Origin of the sequence: Flavobacterium macacae (assembly GCF_003865365.1) — a bacterium.
Classification (GTDB): domain Bacteria; phylum Bacteroidota; class Bacteroidia; order Flavobacteriales; family Flavobacteriaceae; genus Flavobacterium; species Flavobacterium macacae.
Map to the genome: position 1 here is coordinate 34157 of NZ_RQVR01000013.1, position 21697 is coordinate 55853.

The following is a 21697-nucleotide window of genomic DNA, read 5'->3' on the forward strand; positions in this document are numbered from 1 at the left end:
ACCGAATCACTAAATTCAATAAGAGGTGGAAATTACAAAAAATTTCTAAAACATAACTTGTTGCAAGTTGTTATTTACCAACAAATTACAAATAACAAAAAAACTCCCACAACGTGAGAGTTAAGTTTTTTATCTACAAAATTGTATTAAGCAACAGCTTCTTGCTTGTCGATTACAACTTGACCTCTGTAGTACATTTTACCTTCATGCCAGTAAGCTCTGTGGTATAAGTGTGCTTCGCCAGTTATAGGACATGTAGCAATTTGAGCAACAGTCGCTTTATAATGTGTTCTTCTCTTATCTCTTCTTGTTTTCGAGATTTTTCTCTTTGGATGTGCCATTTTACTATATTATTTATCCGTTAATAGTTTTTTTAATTGATCCCAGCGTGGATCTGTCGTCTCTTCTTCTTTTACATCAGTTATTTGTTCCTTGCCATTTATTTGCAATTCATTCAGTTTGTCAAGAGCTTCGGTTTTCAACGTTCCGTCCTTGATGCCTGGATGAATTCTTTTTAGAGGAATGGAAAGCGCTATCATTTCATAAATGTACTGCTTCACATCAATCTGATGTTCCCCGAAAGGCAAAATGAGCAATTCCTCATTATCATCATTAAAAGCTTCTGCAAATTGAACGATAAGCTTGATATTTCCTTTTATCGGAAGATCAAACATCTCACTTGTCAGGTCACAAGGAACGTGAATCGTACCTTTGTGCTTAAAGTGAAGTTCAAGCATGGTGCTTTTTTTCTCTAAAATTATGTTGACTTTAATATCACAGCTTTCAAACTCGTCATATTGGTAGTCTTCAAAGAACTCCTTATTTATTTGATATTCAAACTGATGTTTTCCTAACTTTAATCCTATAAAAGGAATTAAAAATGCATTGGTTACTTTCATCTTCACAACAATTTGCCCTAAACTTCGGGAGTGCAAAGATATAAAATAATTGCAAATCCAAAAGCGTTATAAACATTTTTTTGTTTATAACTGTTTTTCTTTTATTTTCAAGGGATTCTGGCTAATAATCTGATACTCATTTCGAGAGTGATAAATGTCAATTGCCAAATAAACGGCCTCTTTAAATGAGTTGTGATCTGCCACTCCTTTTCCTGCAATATCATAAGCCGTTCCGTGATCGGGCGAGGTTCTGATTTTATTCAACCCCGCAGTATAGTTCACTCCGTTGCCAAACGAAAGCGTTTTAAACGGAATCAATCCTTGGTCGTGATAGGTCGCAATTACGGCATCATATTTCTCATATTGATTGCTTCCGAAAAAGCCATCCGCCGGATAAGGCCCGAAAACCAATGTCCCGCTTTCGAACATTTTTTTTATTACAGGTTTGATAATTTCGTCGTCTTCTTTTCCGATTACGCCACCATCGCCAGCGTGTGGATTCAATCCTAACACTGCAATTCTTGGTTTATTGATGCTAAAATCTTGAATCAAAGACTTTTGTATGGTTTCAATTTTCTTCTTGATCAAAGCCTCTGTCAAATGCGACGAAACTTCATTTACCGGAATATGGTCTGTAATCAAACCTACTCTCAAATTATCCTGAACCATAAACATCAAGGCATCACCTTCTAATTCTTGGTCCAAATAATCAGTATGGCCCGGAAATTTAAAATCTTCTGCCTGTATATTATATTTATTGACTGGAGCTGTTACCAAAACATCTACCAAACCTTCTTTTAACGCTTTTGTAGCCGCAACAAACGATTTGATGGCATATTTACCAACATTTTCATCATTGACGCCATATTCAATATTTACACTTTCTTTCCAAACATTCAGGACGTTTATTTTTCCTGTAATGATTTGATCCAAGCCATCGATACCGTGCAATTGCATTTCTGCATCAAGGCTTTTTTTGGCAAAAGAAAGAATTTTCACGTTGGCAAAAATTACTGGAGTGCAAAGCTCAAGCATACGAGAATCTTCGAAAGTCTTTAAAACGACCTCGCTTCCAATACCGTTTAAATCTCCGATTGAAATTCCAATAATTATATTTTCTGCTTTTTTCATACTACTGGCTCCTTATTATTGCTTAATTTTGAAGTGCAAATTTAGTAAAATAAAACCACAATGTTTACAGGAATAATTGAAACCCTCGGGACGATAAAAAACATACAAAAAGAGCAGGAAAATCTACATATCACTGTTTCTTCATCAATTACAAATGAATTAAAAATTGACCAGAGCGTTTCGCACAACGGCGTATGCTTAACAGTTGTCGCCATTTCGGGCGATGATTTTACGGTAACTGCCATTAAAGAATCGATTGACAAGACGAATATTGGAGATTGGAAACTCGGCGATTCTGTTAATTTAGAAAGAGCGATGAAACTCGGTGACCGATTAGACGGACATATCGTTCAAGGTCACGTAGATCAAACCGGAATCTGCAAAAGTGTGGAAGAAAATGGCGGAAGCTGGCAGTATACGTTTGAATATGACGCCGATCTTAACAACATTACCATTGAAAAAGGCTCGATTACCGTTAACGGTGTGAGTTTGACCGTTGTAAATTCAAAGAAAAATGAATTTAGCGTAGCGATAATTCCTTACACACACGAACACACCAATTTTAATACTTTTAAAGTCGGGACAAAAATCAATTTAGAGTTTGATGTCATCGGTAAATATGTAACGAGATTGAATCAATTGCGATAAGCAAAACCTTTATAAAACAAAAAACTCCGATTTACATCGGAGTTTTTTTATGATTTATTTTTTTGAATATTACAAAAGTGCCAAAAAGCAATCCTACGTACATTAATATATCAATTGAATTATTTGCAGGAAGCGGAGCACTACAATATGACTCAGGATCCATCAAACATTGGTTATATGCTGCTACATCATCTTCAAATTCAACACAACAGTCTTCACCTGGTGGCACAGGCGGATCCAGAGCAAATGCCAATCCAGTCTGCATTAATAAAAACAATACGATAAAAAATAGTTTTGGAGCATTTTTCATGGCTGTAAAAGTAAGTAAAAAATCAATTTTAAAAAATAAATACGTAGCAAATTCATTTCTAATTCAAATTAATTATAATAAAATTAATTTTGAATTAAAATTCTTACGTATTTTTTACCATCTTCATTATTCACAATTTTCAAGTTATTAAATAGCTCATCTAAAGAAACATAACGTAATGAATCATTTAATCTTCGTCTATACCACCAGCCAGCAAATCATAAAATATTTAGTGCTTTCAGGGAAACATTCTTTCATGAAGCAATGCTCCTCGATTGTACTTTTAGTTACTTTTTCTTTTTTGCCTTTCTTGCCAGAAACAAAATGAATGAAAGCACAAAACCAGTACCTCTTCAAAAACCTCAAATAAAGATGATTTTCTTTATAGTTCACTTTACTTAAAAGTTTCCGAAGACATTGAAAAAGACAGTCTCCATTTAATTTTAAACGAATTAAAAAATTTCGCTTTAAAAAGCAGCAACCTCAGCAAGTCTTGACAGTAGCTATCTCTATTTTGAAAAGGCGAAAGAATTATTATACAAAAACAAGAGACAGCACACGGGCCCTAATGTTTTACTAAAATTGTCTGAGATTGCGATGGAAAATTATGATTTTGATTTGACACAAAGTCTTGCGACAGAAGCTTTGTCGTATTTAAAACACAATGCTAATCCTGAGTACGTTTCGCACTTAACAACATGATTGGTTTGTCTTTTAATCACAAGAGCCATTATGAAAGCACTTGTTTTATTATGAAAAAGCTTTAAATGCTTGCGATAATGAATTGTTTAAAAATAATATTGCCAAAACATTTTAAGGAAAATCGTAAAAAAATTTTAAATAGTTTTAAGTTTACCCTATTAAATTAATAGAGAAATTTATCTCATCACCATCAAAGTTAAATCCGCATTTTATAGTGTGGCTTCTTTATATTTTAATCGATACCAAACATAAAGCAGCGCTAATAAAGTAACTCCGGCAGAAAAGTACATCAACATCGGGATTTTTGAGATTGCATCTTGATATACCCAACCCGAAAACAAGGCTCCAAGACCAATTCCTGCTTCAAGAGCAATATACATGGTAGCCATCGCCTTGCCGCGATGCTCTGGAAAACTCATATCCACAGTCCAGGCATTCAAGGCAGGAGAAACGATTCCCGTAGCAATTCCATATACAAAAGCTCCAAAAAGCAGCCCTGTTGCGGTTGTGGAAAATCCGGTAATTACGAGTGAAAAAATTAAAAAAACCAATCCGACATTAATTAATTTGAGCCTTCCATATTTATCCGAAGCTTTTCCTGCAACAAAACGAACCAAAAGCGAAGCAATGGTAAATACCATAAAAAACATTCCTTTATTTGCAATTCCCAGATGCTGGCTCCAATCTGGAATCAAAGTCAGAATAACGCCATAAGCCATATACGAAAGAAACGTCACAACAGCTGCTGGCAAAACTTCAACGGCAATAATATCTTTTCTAGAGATTTTTAAAATATGAAGACTAAAACGTTGCTTGTATTTTAAGGTTTCCTTCATATTCATCAAAATTAGAATAGAAAGCAGAGCAAAAACAGAGGAAGCATAAAAAAGCATATTCATTGAAGAATAAATTTTAATCGTACTCCCAATTGCGGGACCAATGGCCATTCCGGTACTAAAACACAATCCGTGGATGCCGAGTGCTTCGCCCCATCTTTCTCTTGGAATAATGTCAGCAACATAAGCCGCAGTTGCCGTGGGCTTAAAACCTGTAGAAAATCCGTGAATCAATCTTAAAAACAAAAATCCAGAAACAGTTGTCAAAACCGGATAAAGCATACCACACACAAAACAAACTATCGAACCAACAGCCATTACAGGAACACGACCTAAAGTGTCGGTCAGTCTTCCACTAAAAGGTCTTGAGATTCCAGCCGTCAAAGTAAACAAAGCAATAATCAAACCTTTATATTCCGCGCCACCCATTTTGCTCAAATATTCAGGCAATTCTGGAATCAGCATATTAAAACTAGCCGAAAATAAAAGGGAGCTCAAACAAACCAGTCCAAATTGAATATTATAAATGGGATGAACTGTTGTATCAGAAGAAGTCATATTCGTAAATTATGCAACAAAGATACAAACATCAGCTTTTACATCCTTTATTTTCACACAAGATTACAAGGTAAAATCAATAGTAATTTGATTTCTTATAAATAAAAAAACCTACAGCTTTTTTAATGCCATAGGTCTTTAACTACAACTATTAACTTAAACTAAAAACCATCTTCGTTCTTAAAAAAGAGATCCTTTTTTTAAAGATGTGATTTTATTTCTACCTATTCCAAATATAAATGAAAGCATTGTCAAAAAATAAATTTTGTAGGAAAATCACATTTTGTCATTTATTTAAAAAAAACTATTTAAATACAGCTTAATATGTTAACAAAAACCTCAAAGTCCTTACAATTCAGTTTTTTATCTTAAACTATCAAAAATAATTTGTGAGTCGCTTAAAAAAACATTATTTTTAATATTGATTCTCAATACCTTTCCAAAATCTAATAAAATTGCAACATCCTACAATTGATTACCAAAATATCTTTGAATCAATGCCAAAAAAATGTGCGTTGTTAAATGCGCTAAATGATAGTTTTGAACTAATTTCAATAACTGAAACTTATGTTCAACTCACTACAACATCTCGCGAAGAACTAATTGGAATTAGCATTTTTAAAAATTTTATTGGAAATCCAAACTTTACAGAAAGTTCACAAAAACTTAAAGAAGCATTTCAACGCTGTATTTCAAAAAAAAGTACTTCAAAACTTACCCGATATCGTCACGATACCATCGATGTTTCCGGAAAATCTATTGAAAAATATTGGAAGATTACAAACAAACCCATTTTAAAAGACAATCAAGTACAAATGATTCTTCTCACCTTAGAAGATATCACTGAAGAAATTTTAGAAAAAAACAATTTTCAAGCCACACAAAAAGACGAAAGACTGCAGAGTTTTATTGAAAGTGCTCCTTTTCCGATTGGCATTTACATTGGAAAAGAAATGAGAATTGCATTTGCAAACCAAGCTATAATTGACGTTTGGGGTAAAAAAGAGGTAGTCGGAAAAACCTATTCTGAAATTTTACCTGAACTTGAAAATCAAGAAATTTTTCAACAACTTGATACCGTTTTCACTACCGGAAAAGCTTTCCACAGTAAAAACCAAAGAATTGATTTAGAACACAAAAAGAAACTCAAGACTTTTTATTTCAACTATAGTTTTACCCCTTTATTTGATGTATCTGGAAACGTGTATGGCGTGATGAATACCGCCGCAAACGTTACTGACCTTAATGTTGCACTACAAAAAGTAGCCGAAAGCGAAGACCGCTATCGAACGCTCATTGAAAATTCAACTGTTGCTGCTGCGCTGTATCGAGGGGAGGATTTGATTTTGCAATATGCCAACAATATCATGCTTAATTTTTGGGGAAAAGACGCTTCAGCAATTGGAAAATCGCTGTATAATGCCGTTCCAGAACTTCTAAATCAGGATTTTCCAAAATTGATGAAAGCGGTTTATGAAACCGGAGAAGAATACACCGGATTTGAACAAATGGCAACCCTTTTAATTGACGGAGAACTTAAAGATTCCTACTTTAACTTCACTTACAAACCGCTCAGAAATCAAGATGGCCATATTTATGGAATCCACCATATGGCTGTTGATGTTACGGCACAAGTACTCATAAAAAAAGAACTCGAAAAGAGTGAAAATAATTTTAGAATGATAATTCTTCAAGCCCCTGTAGCCATCTGCATTTTCCATGGAGAAGACTATAAATTTGGAATAATAAACTCTTTAATGGAAAGAATTCTTGGACGAAAGGCTTCTTTTTTAGAAGGAAAACCTTTTTTTGAAGCCATGCCCGAGATGATAAATGACGGGTTAAAACCAATTCTAGACGAGATTATGATTCATGGAACTTCTTATAAATCAGAAGAGCAGAAATTCATTTTGCCTCGTGGAGATTCCCAAGAAACCATCTATACGAGTTACATTTATGAACCTATAAAAGATGCTTCGGGAAAAGTAAAAAGTATTGTTGTGGTAGCAAGCGACACTACGCAACAAGTTCTGGCACGCAGAAAAATTGAAGAAGTTGTTTCGGCCAGAACAAAAGATTTAGCCGAAGCCAACAAAAGCCTGAAAGAATCCAACGCTGAATTAGAGCAATTTGCATACATCGCGTCACACGACCTTCAAGAACCGTTGCGAAAGATTTCGATTTTCGGAAAAATGTTAGAAGAAAGCTTGGAAAATGTGAGCGACCGTTCTTTAAATTATATGAACAAAATTAACCGTTCGACGCAAAGAATGTCGAATTTGATTAAAGATATTTTGGGCTATTCACAACTTTCAAAAGACACTGATGTTTTCAGAAAAGTGGATTTAAACAAATCTTTAAAAAGAATAATTACCGATTATGAACTTATTATCGAGCAGAAAAATGTAAGCCTGGATTGGACGGAACTGCCCGTTATTGAAGCAATTCCGTTGCAGATTTCTCAACTTTTGAGTAATTTGATTTCAAATTCAATCAAATACAGTCGCGAAGGAATTGCTCCAGAAATTACGCTGACCTCTGAAAACGCATCGCAAGAAGAAGTTATCAAACACAATTTACCTTTTGCGAAAACCAAATATGTTAAAATCACCTTTACTGACAACGGAATCGGTTTCAAGCAAGAATATGCCGAAAAAATCTTTGCCATTTTTCAACGTCTGCACGGAAAAACCGACTACGAAGGAACCGGAATTGGATTGGCAATGTGCAAAAAAATTGCCCAAAACCATTACGGAACCATTTTTGCCGAAGGAAGTGATAGCTTTGGAGCCAAATTTGTTCTTTTGTTGCCGATTAAACAAGAGAAAAAATAGCTTAAAAACTTTCAAAAATTAAATCTTTATTAGCCATAACTCCAGACATTGACCCGTTTGAAACAGCAAATGCCACAGATCGCATTGCTGAATTATCCCCACAAGCATAAATCCCTGGAACGGTTGTTTTTTGAAATTGATCCACTTGAAGCAATCCTTGTTCATTAATTTCACACCCTAATTTTTCTGGTATTTTACAATGCTGTTCAAAATCTATTTTGGGATAAACCGCTTCCACCTTTGCTTGCGAACCATCCTTAAATTCGATAGCGCTAATTTTTCCGTGAACGTGAAGTACCATTGAAATTTCTTTCTCGTTAACCTTTATATTCTTTTCACAAAGCTTTTCAAATTGCTCTTCGGTAAAAGTGGCTTTTCCATTGGTGAATAAGGTCAGCTTATTAGTCCAATTTGAAATCATTTTAGAAAATTCAAAGCCAATTTCTCCATGGGCTATAATTCCGGTTTCTAAATTACGTACTTCATAACCATGACAATACGGACAATGCAAAATCGAAATACCCCAACACTCCGCAAAACCTTCAGTTTCCGGGAAAATATCTTTCAAACCTGTCGCAAAAATGAGTTTTTTCGCATTGAAAATCGCACCAGAATCGGTTTCAACGGCAAAACCGAAAGTTGTTTCTTCGGCATTGACCGCAATTCCGTTTTGAAATTTTACGTTTTCATATTTAGAAACTTGCGATTTGGCTATTTCTGAAATTTCTTTCGGAGATTTTCCGTCTTGGGTTAAAAAATTATGAGAATATGGCGTTTGGATATTGCACGGTTTACCGCTGTCGATAATCAATACTTTGCGAAGCGAACGACCCAGTGCCATTGCCGATGAAAGTCCAGAATAACTACCTCCAACTATAATTACGTCGAAAAAAGTAGGATTTTCAAACGTTTCTGGATTAAGATTTGGATTCATTTTCTCTGTGTTTTTTATAGTTTAAAAAGTGTGCCGTAATCAAACCAAAAGCGCCGAAATAAATCAAATTACTATGATGATGTGAAACGATTTCAAAAATCACGCATCCGATAATAAGAACAATTGACACCCAAAAAAGTAGCATAGTATAGCGGTTAGCCTGCTTCTGCCCTATTCGGATCACGGCATACAATCCGATTAAGGCAAATACTAAATCAATCCAATGATTATGGCTTAATCCCAACGGAATTATGGTCAACATCGGAAAGACAATGCAATGGATGAGGCAAAGTGTGGCACTTGAAATCCCTAAAATATCTAAAAAGGCGGATTTGTTTTTCATAGTTTTAAATTTATTAAACGAAATGCTGTTGCAAATATATAAACTTAAATCTTAAACGCAACACAATTGCAATTCTATTTTTATACCTTTGTATAATGGAAAAGAAAGTTGTTCGAGAAAGAAGTTCTGCTGTCAGAAACCAGATTTTAAAAATCTTATCCGAAAAAAAGGAAGCTTTAGCGCACAAAGATTTTCAAGCGATTCTGAAAGATTCTTGTGACCGGGTGACGATTTACAGAGCACTTGACCGGTTGCACGAAGAAGGAAAAATCCATAAAATTACAGGCATTGAAGGCGTGGTTCAATATGCGCTCTGCAAACAATGCATGGACAAACACCGCCACGACCACATCCATTTCAACTGCGTGAAATGCCAAAAAGTTTCGTGTGTTGAAAATAGCGAACCCACAATTCATCTTCCAAAAGAATACCAAGTTCAAGAAATTCAGTGCATCGTTACCGGAATCTGTCCTGACTGCAAATAATTTTTTCTATTTTTTTCTTGTCTCTTAAAATCAAAAGCAGTTCTGGAACCGCTTTGAAAAACGGATGAACCACACGCTCTAAAGTTGCATAAGTTGTAAAGCACGGCAAAAATGCAGGAGAAATCTCTGGCGATATTGATTTGCCCTTTAACCTGAACCTGATGTAAATGCCGTCTTTTTTTAATTAAAATGCGTTGCTTAGCTTTTACTAAATTATTTATAAATAAAAAAAAGCCTCTACATTGCTGTAAAGGCTTTTTATTCTAAAAATGTGGTCCCACCTGGGCTCGAACCAGGGACCACCTGATTATGAGTCAGGTGCTCTAACCAGCTGAGCTATAGGACCGGTTTAGAGGATGCAATATTACCACTATTTTTTGTTCACTCCAAATGTTTTTCTGATTGATTTATGGGAAAGCTAAAAATAATTGCGTTTAGAAAACCTATCTATTTGATTTCTTGGCACAATTCAATCAAAACCCCGTTAGTTCCCTTTGGATGCAAGAAGGCTACGAGTTTGTTATCGGCTCCTTTTTTAGGAATTTCGTTTAAAACGGTGAAGCCTTCTGATTTTAATCTTTCGATTTCTGAAACAATGTCTTCAACGTCAAAGGCGATGTGGTGGATCCCTTCGCCTTTTTTTTCCAGGAATTTGGCAATCGGGCTATCGGGAGTTGTAGCTTCCAATAGTTCGATTTTGTTTGGGCCGTTCATGAAAAAAGAGGTTTTTACGCCTTCGCTGGCCACTTCTTCCTGCTTGTAGGGCGGTGCTCCGAAGAGTTTTTCGAAGAGATCATTTGATATTTCTAAATTTTTGACGGCAATGCCGATGTGTTCTATTTTTCTCATGGTTTTAGTTTCTGTGTGGCGAAGTTACAAAGTCTAAAAGTTTTTCGCCAACGGTTGCAAAAGTTTAAAAGAAGCCTGAACGTCTGGAAATAGCCCCGATGCAAGGGAAAAGCCTTTTGTGGCGCTGTCAGCCATAAAAGCTTTGGAAAAGCAGCGGGAATTTCATTTAAAAAACGCCTTTAGTTGGGCTTCTGATCTTGAAACAAATATAAAATTTTATTGGTTAAGAGAGTTTCAATCTTTTGACTTTAAGACTTTCGACTTAAAATCGTATTTTTGCAAAATGGAAACAAATAGACAGAAAAAAATTGGAAGCGTACTGCAAAATGATTTGGTAGATATTCTTCAGGGAGAGGTGAGAAAAAACGGAATTTCAAATTTGATAATTTCGGTTTCTAAAGTGAATGTGACTTCAGATTTATCAGTGGCTTCAGTGCATTTAAGCATTTTTCCGACGGAAAGGGCTGCAGAAATTTTAGCTGCAATCAAGACAAATACGCCTTTGATCAAGCACGATTTATCGCAAAGAGTTCGCTTGCAATTGCGCAAAGTTCCGAATTTGACGTTTTATATTGACGATTCTTTGGATTATATCGAGAAGATCAACAATGCGTTGAAAGGGAAAGAAAACCCGATTGAGAACCGTGACTTGTTAGAAAAAAGAAGAAAAGCCTAATTGAATTTTCCATTTTACATAGCAAAACGTTACACCGTCAGTTTCAGCAAAAGCAGCGCCATTAATATCATTACTGGAATTGCTTCGCTGGGGATTATTGTGGGTGCGTGCGCTTTGTTTGTGGTGCTTTCAGTCTTTAGCGGCTTGCGCGATTTCAGCCTTTCGTTCTCAAATGATTTTGACCCCGACTTGAAAATCACGAATACGCTGGGCAAATCTTTGGTGGTTTCTGACCAGCAAGAAAAGGAAATCAAAGCGATTGATGGCGTTGTTTCTTACAGCAAAACCATTGAAGAACGCGTGCTTTTTTTATACAACGGAAAGGAAGTTGTCACTTATTTAAAAGGCGTTGACAGCTTGTATTCAAAAGTAAATAATGTTGAAAAAAGCCTTTATTTGGGAAATTGGTTGCAACCAAATTCGCCTGAAGTGGTGATTGGCCACGGCATTTTCCAAAAACTTTCGCTGAGTTTTGATTATAGCATTCCGTTGGAAGTATATGTTCCAAAACCTGGAAAAGGCGCAATTGACCCGAAACAGGCTTTTAATGTTTCGAAAATTTTGCCTACTGGAATTTACGCAGTGAGCGAAGAATTAGACAATAAATATGTTTTTGCCGATTTAGGCCTGGCGCAAGAATTGCTTCAGTTTAAGCCCAATCAAGTATCGGGAATTGAATTTAAATTAAAATCTGGTGCAAACCAAGGCGCAATTTCAGATCAGCTCCAAACGATTTTTGCCCATAAAATCACGATTAAAAACCGGGAGCAGATGAATGATTCGCTTTATAAAATGCTGAATACCGAGCAAACCGCGCTGTATTTGATTTTTACCTTGGTGATTATTCTGACGCTTTTCACTTTGGCCGGAGCCATAATCATGCTGATCATTGACAAGCAGAAAAACTTAAAAACACTTTACAATTTGGGTGTGGAAGTCAAAAATTTGAGAAAAATATTTTTACTTCAGGGCACCATCTTGACTGTTGTAGGCGGCTCCATAGGATTGGCTTTAGGAATTGGAATCGTTTTGCTGCAGCAAGAATTTTTGCTCGTAATGATTACCAGCAGCATGCCTTATCCTGTGATTTTTAATATTGAAAATGTGCTGCTTGTTTTGGCCACGATTTTCACTTTAGGATTTATTTCTTCGTTAATCGCCTCAAGCAGAGTCACTAAAAAACTCTTGGAGTAATCTTTTACTCAAAAAATAATTCTACATTTGTACACAAAATTACTGCCTTATGATTGTTTTTGTCCAGGCCTAGCCCTTTTTAGGTCATTTGATTAGCTCTTATTGTTGCCAAAACAACTTCTGGCGGCGTTCACTTTTTATTATCAAATTATGACAAAGACAGAAAAACCCAATTTTTTATCCAGAATAATTACTGTTACCAAACAATCGCTTCGCGGAGAAGCCGACTTTGATTACACATCCGGAAACATCAGAAAAGCCGTTATTTTATTAGCGATTCCGATGGTTTTAGAGATGATGATGGAATCGGTTTTTGCCTTGGTCGATTTATATTTCGTAGGCCATTTAGAAAACAGCAGTTTCGCCATACAGACCGTTGGCCTGACCGAATCCGTCCTGACCATCATCTATTCACTTGCCATCGGATTAAGCATGGCTGCAACAGCAGTGGTTGCCCGAAGAATTGGCGAGAAAGATCCAATAAAAGCAGCAAAAGCCGGAATGCAGGCAGTTGTAATTTCATTAGTATTAAATGCAGTAATCAGTTTCTTCGGATTCATTTATGCAACAGAAATCCTAATGTTGATGGGCGCTTCGGAAGAAGCCGCCCTGCACGGAACCGCTTTTATGCAGATCATGATGGCCGGAAGCAGTTCGATCGTATTGTTGTTTTTGATCAACGGAATTTTTCGTGGTGCCGGAAACGCTGCCATCGCCATGAAAAGCTTGTGGATTGCCAACATCTGCAATATTATTTTATGTCCGATTTTAATTAATGGTTTCGGACCGATTCCTGCTTTTGGGCTGACTGGCGCCGCAATGGCAACGACGACCGGAAGAACGATCGGCGTTTTATATCAAGCCTATCATTTATTCAACGGAAAAGGCGTTTTAAAAATTATCGGAAGCTATTTTATTCCAGATTTTAACCAAATTAAAGCAATTGTAAAAGTGGCCGCACCGGGGATTTTACAATTTGTAATTGCGTCTTGCAGTTGGATTTTCTTGGCGAAATTAGTGGCCGAAACTGGTGGTGACCACGGTTCGGCAGGTTACCAAACCGCCCTGCGGATCATGATGTTTTTCATTTTGCCCGCTTGGGGATTGAGCAATGCCGCAGCAACTTTGGTGGGGCAAAATTTAGGTGCAAAACAAGTCGACAGAGCCGTGAAATCAGTAATGCAGACCGCAAAATACAATGTGATTTTTATGGCAACCATTATGGTCATCACTTTAATTGGCGCTGAATATATTGCCGCTTTTTTCACGAACGATGTTTTGGTGCAAAGCATTGCTGTGGAAGCGATTCGAATTATGAGCTTAGGTTATATTTTCTACGGAATCGGGATGGTGTTAATCAGCACTTTTAACGGAGCCGGCGATACGTGGACACCGACCTGGATTAATTTCTTCGGATTTTGGCTGTTCCAAATTCCAATGGCTTATGTCTTGGCGAAGGTTTTAAATATGGGACCGACTGGCGTTTTCTTGGCCATACCGATTGCGGAAACAGCGATAACCATTGCCGGATATATTTTGTTCAAGAAAGGAAAATGGAAGACGATTGAGGTTTAAAAAGTTATAAATTAAAAAAAATTCTAAGTTGCAAAGTTTAGCACTTCACCTCTTAGAATCTTTTTCTAATATCATTATATTTTAAAAATTTATTTATTGCTGCACAAACTGAAAGCTTCCGAAAACTTCAGTGATTTCTTCTAAAGTTTTGTACAATCCGTCGGCATCATTTGTTGTAACCAAGCGTTGTTTGTATTCTTTAAAACCTGGAATTCCTTTGAAATAATTGGTATAATGCCTTCTCATTTCCACAATCCCGATGTGTTCGCCTTTCCAGTCCATTGACCAAGTCAGGTGATTTCTGGCTGCTTCCACTCTATCTTCCATTGTTGGCGGCGCTAATTTTTCTCCGGTTTTAAAATAATGCTTGATTTCATTAAAAATCCACGGATAACCAATTGCCGCACGGCCAATCATCATTCCGTCAAGGCCAAAACGATTTTTATATTCTAATGCTTTTTCTGGTGAATCAATATCTCCGTTTCCAAAAATCGGCATCGTGATTCTCGGATTATTTTTCACTCTTTCGATGTGCGTCCAGTCTGAATGACCTTTATACATCTGCGCTCTCGTGCGTGCATGGACGGTCAAAGCTTGAACTCCGATGTCTTGCAATCTTTCGGCAACCTCATCAATATTTATAGAATCTTCGTCCCAACCCAATCTGGTTTTTACTGTTACCGGAAGATGCGTGCTTTTGATAACCGCTTTTGTCAAGCGAACCATCAAATCCACATCTTTCAATACGCCAGCCCCGGCTCCTTTGCAAACTACTTTTTTTACGGGACAGCCGTAATTGATGTCTACTATATCAGGGCGAACGGTTTCAACAATTTTTGCAGAAAGCGCCATCGCTTCTTCATCGCCTCCAAAAATCTGGATTCCGATTGGGCGTTCATAATCAAAAATGTCTAACTTTTGGCGGCTTTTCATGGCATCGCGAATCAGCCCTTCGGAAGAAATAAATTCGCTATACATCATATCAGCACCGTGAAGCTTGCACAACCTGCGGAAAGGCGGGTCGCTGACGTCTTCCATCGGAGCTAAAAGCAAAGGGAAATCGGGTAATTCTATGTTGCCAATCTTGACCATCTTCAATTATTTTGGTGCAAAATTACAAAATTTAGATTTAAGAAAACCTTAATTGCCTCGCAGCCTGCACTGAAATACTTTGATAAATTGCAGCAAATTTAGAGGTGTCACACTTTGTCACACTTTCTGTCACACTTTGTAATGGTTGAAAAGACTGACCTTTGTTTATTTTGGAGTAAAATTGTACTCTTATTATGATGCAAATCAGATGACAAACAAATTACATTAAAACAGCACTTATGAAAAGAATTTTACTATTGCTTTTATGTCTTGGCGGCTTACAAGCAGCTTTGGCTCAAGCTCCAACAATTACGGGAGATACCATGATGTGTCCTTACACGGATGGAACGGCAACAATTACCAACGGAATCACCTATGATTCTTACCAGTGGTTTTCTAAATTTTGGTTTACAGAGGATGAGTATGTTGCGATTGAAGGAGCAACTGCGGCGTCCTTTACTTATGACTGGTTTACTTATGACCAATCGTTATTTAAAGTGGTGGTTACCCTAAACAATGAAACTTTTGAGTCAAATGCCATTCAAATTGATAGCTATAACTGGATGGGCTTTAGCGTTAATTACCCGATTGACAATGACACAATGACTTACAATCCGGATACAGAAGGTTTTTTTCTTTGTGAGGGTGCAACTGTTTTACTTTCTACCAACGAATTTTTTATCAATATGGAATGGTACAAAGACGGAGTATTACTTCCTGGAGAAACTGGAAACACTTATTTGATTACAGGCCCCGGTTCTTATCATGCCGTTGGATATGCGGGTGTTTGCCCTCAGAATTCTAACTCTAATGTTGGCCAGCCGATTGTTGTGGATATGAATTCAGAATGTAATTTAAGTATTGACAATCCTGAATTGGCTTCAACTATAAAACTGTATCCAAATCCTGCAAAAAATTTCTTGAATTTAGAATTAGGAAACTCTTCAGAATTTACTTCTTACAGCATTATTGACATTTCAGGAAAAGTTTTGGCAGAGCAAACTATTACTTCTGAAAATAACATCATTCCGGTTAATCATCTTTCGGACGGATTTTACATCTTGAAATTAGACGGAAACAATTTCAGCACCACAAAAAAGTTTATCAAAAACTAATACCAAAAAAAAGCGACTGCAATAAACAGTCGCTTTTTTACTCTATAATTATCAAAATTTTTATTTATATAATAGCGATGCCAATCTGCCGTCTCTTTTGTAAACATCTTCAAAAAAGCTTACATTTCCGTTTTCATCAGCTCCAGCAGTAAAGTAGGCAATATATACCGGGATTTTTTTCTTCAATCCATAATTTTTCTCTGTTCCGGCGCTCATCGCTTCGTCAATTTTTTTAGAATTCCAGTTTTTGTCATCTTCTAAAATCGCGTTCGCCAATTCTTTTGCTTTCTCCACGCGAACGCAACCATGGCTGAATGCGCGGCTTTCTTTTTCATACAGCCCTTTTGCCGGCGAATCGTGCAGGTAAATATTATTTGAATTGGGGAACATAAATTTTACCAAACCTAAAGAGTTGGTAGGCCCAGGCTTTTGGCGAACCGTGTTTCCGTTCCATTCCATATTGTGCTGCGCCAAATAATTGCTGTTTTTGGCAATTGCGGGCTTGATTTCGTTTTCCAAAATACTTTTCGGAATATTCCAGTACGGACTGAATACCAAATAACTCATCTGGCCGCTGAAAACAACGGTTTGATGCAGTTCTTTTCCGACCACCACATTTGATTCTAATTTCAATTTTCCGTCTTTAATGTAGCGCATTTTATACGAAGGAATGTTTACCGCAATATAATTTCCTCCTTTGATGAAATTTGGAGAAATCCATCGGCAACGTTCCATATTAACCACAATTGTTTTGATTCTTTCTTGTACCGAAATATTCAAATCTTTGACCAAGTTGGACCCGATCAATTGATCCGGAACTTGATTGTTTTTCAACTGATAAGCTGTGATTGCTTTTACTAATTCTTCGTCATAAACGTTGGAACCCGAATCTTTGCTCAAGTCACCCGAAGCAACAAGCCGTTTTCTGACTTGCAAAATTGTGGCAGAACTGTCGCCGGGCTTTAAAGATTTCACCCCTTCTTCTAACGCAATTGTTCCCCAACCGCCTTTTTTCTCAATTTCTCTGTATTTCTGCAATCCCTTTTTTAAGTTGTAATATTGCGGAATCATCTCTGAATCATCTTTTCTCAAAAGCGTCGGATCTTTCATCAACGTATCCAAGTAGGCTACAAAAGATGTTTTTTCTCGAGGTAGATACCATCCGGTTTGCTTGCTTTCTTTTGTATCCAAACCTTGGTACACATTTTTAGCGTAAAAAAAATACATGGCCGAAACCAAAAGTTCAGAATTTGCATTTGGTTTTTTATTTGAGTTTTCGTAGAAAATAGTGTCAATTTGGTCTTTGTAAGGCACTTTTACCGGAACTCCTTCCGCATCAATTTGATTTACCTGATTAAAAACGGCTTCAGCAAATTCGATCACGCCGCCTTTGTCAAACCACAAATAATGATAATCGTGCTTTTTGTAAAGCTGCCTAATATCTGATTCGAATTCTTTGTAATCAGGATATTTAGTAAAAAAACCAGCCACTTCGGTACTGTCAAACTGAATGACCCTGTCTTCGGGATTTACCTCAATATCTGACAAATCTTTTTCTTTCTTTTTACAAGAAACCACCGAAAGAGAAGCCATCAGGGAGATCAATAAAATTAAAAATATTCTTTTCATAGGATTGTTTTTGTTTTTAATAAATATACCAATTAAAAGCAACATCTTAAAAAACACCACAAACATCTAATATTTTTTTAACATTTGGAAACACAAAACCCGATTCCAAATTATGGAAATCGGGTTTTAGGAATTTTAAGAAATAGAGTGCTTTATTTGATTTTAATCTTGATCATTACGTCTTCTTTTTTCTTTTTGTAAACCTCTACCACAAATTCATCTTCGCTACTTTGAACAATTCTACCAATTCCAAATTGATAGATAGTCATATCTTCAACATCTCGAACATTAAAAACCGAACTGTTTGTTGACGAACCGTCTGTATCACTGATTTTATAAGAAGTAAAATAACCGCCTTTCCCGTCAGAGTGAAGTGCTGGCGTTTTATCTAAAGGCAATTCATAATTTTTTACATTGTCTAAGAAAAGAAGGTAATGGTTGTCGTTTGCCGCAATGTGTTTAAACGACATACCGCCTTGACCTTTTGTTCCAACTTGGCGTTTTGGTAATTTTTTCATCCAAGCCAGACCGCCTTTATTATCAATTTTAGTAATTAAGATATCATTGTAGTGGTAAGTAGTATAAGTTGTTTTTCCGTTATAATGCACTTTACTAAAGTATTGCTCTCCTGTTAAAACAATACTCCCGTCTTCGCCAATAAACAAATCTCTTAAAACCAGATTTTTAAATTCAATGCCATCTTCGTCTTCGTCTTTTTCAATATTTTTCTTTTTAGTCTTTTCTTTCACATAATCGTTTAAGACTTCAACCGGAATTTCATGTGTATATTTATCATAAACATCTCCATCCTTTTTAACTTTAAACACCATTATTCCATCCGCATTACTTGCCGTTTTTCCTTTGTTGTAAAAACCAGCACATACCATATAATTTTCTGAACTTTCGAACAGCCAAATTTCATTAATAAATTTGTCTTTGATCTCGATTTTTGTTTTTACAATCTCTTTAGAACCTGCCTTAATCCTTAAAAGTTCTACGTGATAATTTGCTTCTTTATCTTTTCTTTTTTTCTTGTCATCATTGCTATCATCGTGATACACTTTTGCCAAGATATACGCATTACCTTCTTTGTCAATTGAATAATCTAAATTATCCATTCTTCTTTCGGTATAAGGCATTTTCACCTCGTTAGAATAAGTCATTTTAAGATCTCCTTCAAAAGCATTCATTCCGATGATGTCATAACTTTTTACGTCACTTTTTACTTCAGGCTTTTTACGGTATTGGATCAACATTCTTTTTTTGTCATACGACACCAAGAAATCAAACTTGTCTTTAACACCTATATTGATTCCCGGTGCAAACCCAATAAAAATTTGCGATAAAGGAGAACCTGTTACTTTTCCATCAACTTTAAAAAGCAATTTTCCTTCTCCAACGAATTCTCCTGTCTTAAAGTTAATTTCTCTTGCAAAAAGCTGTTCTTTTTCAACATTGCCTCCATCCCAAGAAGAATAGAAAAAATAAAATTTATCATTAAATTCGATAATATCTTCGAATTGGATATTCTTTGGGAAATCTTCATACAGTTTTTCTCCAGTAAAGGCTGGTTTCTCTGATTCATTTCTAAATTTTTGAATCAATACATCTCTTTTGTCTAATTTAACGGTCATCAATTCACCGTCTTTTGCAAAGTAATGTTTTTCATCAGCGTCAAAAACTTTGTAAGGCTCACTAACCGTGTAACTATAATCTTTAGAAAGTTCTTTCTGCGCAAAAGCAGTGAAAGCCATTAAAAACAAGATACTACTAAGTATTTTTTTTTTCATTTTATCGGGGATTTTAATTCGACATGCAAGGATAAGAAAATCATTTGATAATTTATAAGATTTTTTAATAAAATTTTAACAAGAAAATTAGTGATGCAGTTGTTCGGTTTATCTTAAAAAAAAAATAAATTCCACGACTTTTTTTCCTCTTTCAACTTAGCAACTAAAAAACTATATTTGCGGATTAAATCCTTACCTTTAAAGGAGATAATGGGGAAAGCGGCAACTTTGGAAACAGATCGGTCGTGAACGCGTAAAAAATTGATACAAAACGAAGATGAAACATATTAGGAATTTTTGCATTATTGCACATATTGACCACGGAAAAAGCACGCTTGCTGACCGTTTGCTTGGCGCTACGCAAACCGTAACGGCTCGTGAAGAAAAAGCACAATTGCTTGACAACATGGATCTTGAAAGAGAACGTGGAATCACCATCAAGAGCCACGCGATTCAAATGGAATACAAATATAAAGGTGAAGATTACATCTTAAATTTAATTGATACTCCTGGACACGTGGATTTTTCTTATGAAGTTTCTCGTTCGATTGCCGCTTGTGAAGGCGCGCTTTTAATCGTTGATGCGGCACAAAGTATTCAAGCACAAACGATTTCTAACTTGTATTTGGCTTTAGAAAATGACTTGGAAATTATTCCCGTTTTAAACAAAGTGGATTTACCAAGTGCTAATCCAGAAGAAGTTAGCGATGACATTATCGATTTATTAGGTTGCAAATTAGAAGACATCATCCATGCATCAGGTAAAACTGGTTTTGGTGTAGAGAATATTTTGGCCGCCGTAATTGAAAAAATTCCTGCACCAAAAGGAGATCCAAATGAACCGCTTCAAGCTTTGATTTTTGACTCAGTTTACAATCCTTTTAGAGGAATTGAGGTTATTTTTAGAGTAATCAACGGACAAATCAAAAAAGGCCAAAAAATTAAATTCATGGCTACCGGAAATGAATATTTTGCAGATGAAATTGGTACCTTGAAATTGAACCAAGTTCCGAAACAAGTGATTTCTGCCGGAGATGTTGGCTATTTGATTTCTGGAATTAAAGAAGCAAAAGAAGTAAAAGTGGGTGATACGGTAACAGATGCAAAAGTACCGACAACCAATATGATTACTGGTTTTGAAGACGTAAAACCAATGGTTTTTGCTGGAATTTATCCGGTTGATACTGAAGATTACGAAGATTTAAGAGCTTCGATGGAGAAATTGCAATTGAACGATGCGTCGTTGGTTTTTGCTCCAGAAAGTTCAGCCGCTTTAGGTTTTGGTTTCCGTTGCGGCTTCTTGGGAATGTTGCACATGGAAATCATCCAAGAAAGATTGGAACGTGAATTTGATATGACCGTGATTACTACAGTTCCCAACGTTTCGTATTTGGCTTACACTAAAAAAGATCCAGAAACGGCTTTTATAGTAAACAACCCTTCTGACTTGCCAGAACCATCAAAATTAGACCGTGTGGAAGAGCCTTTTATCAAGGCAACTATCATCACAAAATCTGATTTTGTAGGAAACGTAATGTCACTTTGTATTGAAAAACGCGGTGTAATTACCAACCAGACTTATTTGACTACCGACAGAGTTGAATTGACTTTTGACATGCCTTTGGCTGAAATTGTATTTGACTTTTATGATAGATTAAAAACTGTTTCTAAAGGGTATGCTTCATTTGATTATTCTCCAATCGGAATGCGAACTTCAAAATTGGTAAAATTAGATATTCTGCTGAATGCTCAAGGTGTTGATGCACTTTCGGCTTTGATTCACGAAGATAACGCTTACAACATCGGTAAGAAAATGACCGAAAAATTAAGAGAATTGATCCCGAGACAACAGTTTGACATTCCGATTCAAGCGGCAATTGGAGCAAAAATTATTGCTCGTGAAACCATTAAGGCGTTGCGAAAAGACGTTACTGCAAAATGTTATGGTGGAGATATTTCTCGAAAGCGTAAACTTTTGGAGAAACAGAAAAAAGGTAAAAAACGTATGAGACAGGTTGGTAATGTTGAGATTCCGCAAGAAGCTTTTATGGCGGTTCTTAAATTAAATGATTAAAAAAAGTAAAGATTAAAATATTG

At 36.2% G+C, this 21697-nt stretch carries 19 protein-coding genes and 1 tRNA gene; 8 read left to right on the forward strand and 12 right to left on the reverse strand.

All coding sequences use genetic code 11. The features are described from left to right. Positions 1–146: 146 nt before the first annotated feature. The 3 genes from rpmF to pdxA all read right to left on the reverse strand — a co-directional run bounded on the left by rpmF (position 147) and on the right by pdxA (position 2030). Positions 147–341, reverse strand: coding sequence for a 50S ribosomal protein L32 (gene rpmF / locus EG849_RS11595; protein WP_125013250.1), 195 nt, complete (start codon positions 339–341; stop codon positions 147–149). A 9-nt stretch (positions 342–350) separates the two neighbouring features. Beyond that, positions 351–899 carry a YceD family protein gene (locus tag EG849_RS11600; RefSeq protein ID WP_125013251.1) on the reverse strand — a complete coding sequence of 183 codons (549 nt, stop codon included), beginning with the start codon at positions 897–899 and terminating at the stop codon, positions 351–353. A gap of 84 nt (positions 900–983) precedes the next feature. Then, on the reverse strand, positions 984–2030 hold the full coding sequence (gene pdxA / locus EG849_RS11605; protein ID WP_125013252.1) for a 4-hydroxythreonine-4-phosphate dehydrogenase PdxA: 1047 nt from the start codon (positions 2028–2030) through the stop codon (positions 984–986). A 60-nt stretch (positions 2031–2090) separates the two neighbouring features. On the opposite strand from pdxA, the gene EG849_RS11610 reads away from it, so the two are divergent. Then, a complete protein-coding gene (locus EG849_RS11610; RefSeq protein WP_125013253.1) occupies positions 2091–2678 on the forward strand; it encodes a riboflavin synthase in 588 nt (195 codons plus the stop codon). A gap of 31 nt (positions 2679–2709) precedes the next feature. Here the strand turns inward: EG849_RS11610 and EG849_RS11615 are convergent, their stop codons facing one another. Together EG849_RS11615 and EG849_RS11620 are read right to left on the reverse strand one after the other, a co-directional pair. Next, the gene (locus EG849_RS11615) at positions 2710–2988 is read right to left on the reverse strand and encodes a hypothetical protein (protein WP_125013254.1); all 279 of its coding nucleotides are present in this window, start codon (positions 2986–2988) and stop codon (positions 2710–2712) included. Positions 2989–3899: 911 nt separating this feature from the next. Beyond that, positions 3900–5084: an MFS transporter gene (locus tag EG849_RS11620; protein WP_125013255.1), complete on the reverse strand. Its 1185-nt coding sequence runs from the start codon at positions 5082–5084 to the stop codon at positions 3900–3902. A gap of 455 nt (positions 5085–5539) precedes the next feature. Between EG849_RS11620 and EG849_RS11625 the strand changes: the two genes are divergently transcribed. Continuing rightward, positions 5540–7918, forward strand: a complete 2379-nt coding sequence (locus tag EG849_RS11625) for a PAS domain-containing protein (RefSeq protein WP_125013256.1) — start codon at positions 5540–5542, stop codon at positions 7916–7918. A 1-nt stretch (position 7919) separates the two neighbouring features. Here EG849_RS11625 and EG849_RS11630 read toward each other — a convergent pair whose 3' ends face one another. Beyond that, complete coding sequence (locus tag EG849_RS11630) at positions 7920–8852, reverse strand: NAD(P)/FAD-dependent oxidoreductase (RefSeq protein ID WP_125013257.1); 933 nt, start codon at positions 8850–8852, stop codon at positions 7920–7922. Then, the gene (locus EG849_RS11635) at positions 8836–9195 is read right to left on the reverse strand and encodes a MerC domain-containing protein (RefSeq protein ID WP_125013258.1); all 360 of its coding nucleotides are present in this window, start codon (positions 9193–9195) and stop codon (positions 8836–8838) included. The genes EG849_RS11630 and EG849_RS11635 overlap by 17 nt, the downstream gene beginning before the upstream one ends. 95 nt (positions 9196–9290) lie before the next feature. Between EG849_RS11635 and EG849_RS11640 the strand changes: the two genes are divergently transcribed. Beyond that, positions 9291–9680, forward strand: a complete 390-nt coding sequence (locus tag EG849_RS11640) for a Fur family transcriptional regulator (RefSeq protein WP_125013259.1) — start codon at positions 9291–9293, stop codon at positions 9678–9680. A gap of 272 nt (positions 9681–9952) precedes the next feature. On the opposite strand, the gene EG849_RS11645 is transcribed toward EG849_RS11640, so the two are convergent. Further along, positions 9953–10026: transfer RNA gene (locus tag EG849_RS11645), tRNA-Ile, on the reverse strand. Between the two features lie 101 nt (positions 10027–10127). After that, positions 10128–10529: a methylmalonyl-CoA epimerase gene (mce, locus tag EG849_RS11650; RefSeq protein WP_125013260.1), complete on the reverse strand. Its 402-nt coding sequence runs from the start codon at positions 10527–10529 to the stop codon at positions 10128–10130. A gap of 283 nt (positions 10530–10812) precedes the next feature. Between mce and rbfA the strand changes: the two genes are divergently transcribed. The 3 genes from rbfA to EG849_RS11665 all read left to right on the forward strand — a co-directional run bounded on the left by rbfA (position 10813) and on the right by EG849_RS11665 (position 13974). After that, positions 10813–11205, forward strand: a complete 393-nt coding sequence (rbfA, locus tag EG849_RS11655) for a 30S ribosome-binding factor RbfA (protein WP_125013261.1) — start codon at positions 10813–10815, stop codon at positions 11203–11205. After that, a complete protein-coding gene (locus EG849_RS11660) occupies positions 11206–12399 on the forward strand; it encodes an ABC transporter permease (RefSeq protein ID WP_125013262.1) in 1194 nt (397 codons plus the stop codon). Positions 12400–12549: 150 nt separating this feature from the next. After that, entirely contained in the window at positions 12550–13974 is a 1425-nt protein-coding gene (locus tag EG849_RS11665; RefSeq protein ID WP_125013263.1) for an MATE family efflux transporter, read from the forward strand. A gap of 93 nt (positions 13975–14067) precedes the next feature. Here EG849_RS11665 and dusB read toward each other — a convergent pair whose 3' ends face one another. Continuing rightward, positions 14068–15066 carry a tRNA dihydrouridine synthase DusB gene (dusB, locus tag EG849_RS11670; RefSeq protein WP_125013264.1) on the reverse strand — a complete coding sequence of 333 codons (999 nt, stop codon included), beginning with the start codon at positions 15064–15066 and terminating at the stop codon, positions 14068–14070. Between the two features lie 239 nt (positions 15067–15305). Between dusB and EG849_RS11675 the strand changes: the two genes are divergently transcribed. Continuing rightward, entirely contained in the window at positions 15306–16181 is an 876-nt protein-coding gene (locus EG849_RS11675) for a T9SS type A sorting domain-containing protein (protein WP_125013265.1), read from the forward strand. A 60-nt stretch (positions 16182–16241) separates the two neighbouring features. On the opposite strand, the gene EG849_RS11680 is transcribed toward EG849_RS11675, so the two are convergent. Together EG849_RS11680 and EG849_RS11685 are read right to left on the reverse strand one after the other, a co-directional pair. Next, positions 16242–17810: a L,D-transpeptidase family protein gene (locus EG849_RS11680; RefSeq protein ID WP_125013266.1), complete on the reverse strand. Its 1569-nt coding sequence runs from the start codon at positions 17808–17810 to the stop codon at positions 16242–16244. 152 nt (positions 17811–17962) lie between these two features. Then, the gene (locus EG849_RS11685) at positions 17963–19600 is read right to left on the reverse strand and encodes a hypothetical protein (protein ID WP_125013267.1); all 1638 of its coding nucleotides are present in this window, start codon (positions 19598–19600) and stop codon (positions 17963–17965) included. A gap of 277 nt (positions 19601–19877) precedes the next feature. On the opposite strand from EG849_RS11685, the gene lepA reads away from it, so the two are divergent. Next, complete coding sequence (lepA, locus tag EG849_RS11690; RefSeq protein ID WP_125013268.1) at positions 19878–21674, forward strand: translation elongation factor 4; 1797 nt, start codon at positions 19878–19880, stop codon at positions 21672–21674. The last annotated feature ends 23 nt before the right edge of the window (positions 21675–21697 follow it).

Coding starts and splice junctions, on each gene's coding strand:
- rbfA (WP_125013261.1), top strand. CDS start 10,813: ATGGAAACAAATAGACAGAAAAAAATTGGAAGCGTACTGCAAAATGAT.
- lepA (WP_125013268.1), top strand. CDS start 19,878: ATGAAACATATTAGGAATTTTTGCATTATTGCACATATTGACCACGGA.
- EG849_RS11640 (WP_125013259.1), top strand. CDS start 9,291: ATGGAAAAGAAAGTTGTTCGAGAAAGAAGTTCTGCTGTCAGAAACCAG.
- EG849_RS11620 (WP_125013255.1), bottom strand. CDS start 5,084: ATGACTTCTTCTGATACAACAGTTCATCCCATTTATAATATTCAATTT.
- mce (WP_125013260.1), bottom strand. CDS start 10,529: ATGAGAAAAATAGAACACATCGGCATTGCCGTCAAAAATTTAGAAATA.
- EG849_RS11675 (WP_125013265.1), top strand. CDS start 15,306: ATGAAAAGAATTTTACTATTGCTTTTATGTCTTGGCGGCTTACAAGCA.
- EG849_RS11615 (WP_125013254.1), bottom strand. CDS start 2,988: ATGAAAAATGCTCCAAAACTATTTTTTATCGTATTGTTTTTATTAATG.
- dusB (WP_125013264.1), bottom strand. CDS start 15,066: ATGGTCAAGATTGGCAACATAGAATTACCCGATTTCCCTTTGCTTTTA.
- EG849_RS11680 (WP_125013266.1), bottom strand. CDS start 17,810: ATGAAAAGAATATTTTTAATTTTATTGATCTCCCTGATGGCTTCTCTT.
- EG849_RS11630 (WP_125013257.1), bottom strand. CDS start 8,852: ATGAATCCAAATCTTAATCCAGAAACGTTTGAAAATCCTACTTTTTTC.
- EG849_RS11685 (WP_125013267.1), bottom strand. CDS start 19,600: ATGAAAAAAAAAATACTTAGTAGTATCTTGTTTTTAATGGCTTTCACT.
- rpmF (WP_125013250.1), bottom strand. CDS start 341: ATGGCACATCCAAAGAGAAAAATCTCGAAAACAAGAAGAGATAAGAGA.
- EG849_RS11610 (WP_125013253.1), top strand. CDS start 2,091: ATGTTTACAGGAATAATTGAAACCCTCGGGACGATAAAAAACATACAA.
- EG849_RS11665 (WP_125013263.1), top strand. CDS start 12,550: ATGACAAAGACAGAAAAACCCAATTTTTTATCCAGAATAATTACTGTT.
- EG849_RS11635 (WP_125013258.1), bottom strand. CDS start 9,195: ATGAAAAACAAATCCGCCTTTTTAGATATTTTAGGGATTTCAAGTGCC.
- EG849_RS11600 (WP_125013251.1), bottom strand. CDS start 899: ATGAAAGTAACCAATGCATTTTTAATTCCTTTTATAGGATTAAAGTTA.
- pdxA (WP_125013252.1), bottom strand. CDS start 2,030: ATGAAAAAAGCAGAAAATATAATTATTGGAATTTCAATCGGAGATTTA.